The 1,117-nt window shown below is 59.1% G+C and carries 1 protein-coding gene and 1 pseudogene; one reads left to right on the top strand and one right to left on the bottom strand.

All coding sequences use genetic code 11. From position 1 onward, the window contains the following. On the top strand, positions 1 to 188 hold a 188-nt coding region (locus NKI47_RS34895; protein WP_352596369.1), incomplete at its 5' end, for a S4 domain-containing protein. Positions 189 to 518: 330 nt separating this feature from the next. On the opposite strand, the pseudogene NKI47_RS34890 reads toward NKI47_RS34895, so the two are convergent. After that, positions 519 to 1,013: pseudogene (locus NKI47_RS34890) on the bottom strand (IS630 family transposase); the annotation flags it as partial. Positions 1,014 to 1,117 lie beyond the last annotated feature (104 nt).

Raw genomic sequence — 1,117 nt, 5'->3', positions numbered from 1 at the left:
GAGTAGCCCTTGTGGATTTGCTGGTACGCGCCGGATTGACCTCCTCCAAAGGGGAAGCGCGAAGGGCGATCTCGGGACGAGGTGTGCGGATCAACGGCAACGTTGTCGAGGTTGATACAATGATATCTTCCCAAGATCTCCCGATCCGGCTTTCGCTCGGCCGGAAGCGCCACACTGTTGTAAAGTAGGGTTTCAGCAAATGCTGTCGCAGAAATTCTGCCCGCTTAGCGGATATTGCAGACATTCGCGTCGAGTTCCCTGAGGAATGTCGAGAGACACTCCTCAGGGGGTAGTTAAGGCCGCCAAGTTTTCTGGGTTAGCAGGCGCGCCACTGTGGCAGCTTGGCTTGTATGGCGAGGCCATGGTTGAGTGAGGCGAACCAAATCCAGCCCCGCGGTCGATCCCGAAGCTTCCCACAATGGCGAAGAGAACATCTTCACTGGTTCCTTTTCAGCACAAGACCTTCCGTTCGCTATGGTCGGCTGCACTCGTTTCGAACCTTGGCACCCTAGAGTCTTTCACGTTTTGACGGAAGCGTATCCGGCGTTTGCGAAGTAGTTTTTGCATTCGCCGGGTTCGATCGTCGCAACGAGGTGGCCGATGTGGCGCCAAGCGTCCTCGACGGTACGCTTCTGAGCTTGTCGCATCCAATGCTTGATCTTGGCGAAGGCCTGCTCGATCGGGTTGAGGTCGGGGGAGTAGGGTGGCAGGTACCAAAGCCTGGCGCCGGCAGCCTTGATCATCTGCCTGATCGCCGCCGACTTATGACTTCCCAGATTATCCATGACGACGATGTCGCCGGGTTTCAGCACGGTGATGAGCTGCTGCTCGACATAGGCGCGGAAGCATTGGCCGTTGATTGGCCCGTCGAAGACGCAAGGTGCCGCGAGCCTATCGCAGCGCAGCGCGCCGAGGAAGGTCAGCGTGCGCCAGTGGCCGTGCGGGGCCAAGCCGCGCAGCCGCTCGCCCTTCGGCCCCCAACCGCGCAGCGGAGCCATGTTGGTCTTGATCCAGGGGTGAGTAGGCCGGAGGAATTTCACCTGCCGGCCTCTCGCAGAACGGTGCGTGAACCTCTCGATTCACACCGCTCCCATCAGGCAAACGTATTCGTTCCGAA

It is taken from the genome of Mesorhizobium sp. M0633 (assembly GCF_040320645.1).
Taxonomy (GTDB): domain Bacteria; phylum Pseudomonadota; class Alphaproteobacteria; order Rhizobiales; family Rhizobiaceae; genus Mesorhizobium.
This window is presented reverse-complemented; position numbering and strand designations above follow the sequence as displayed.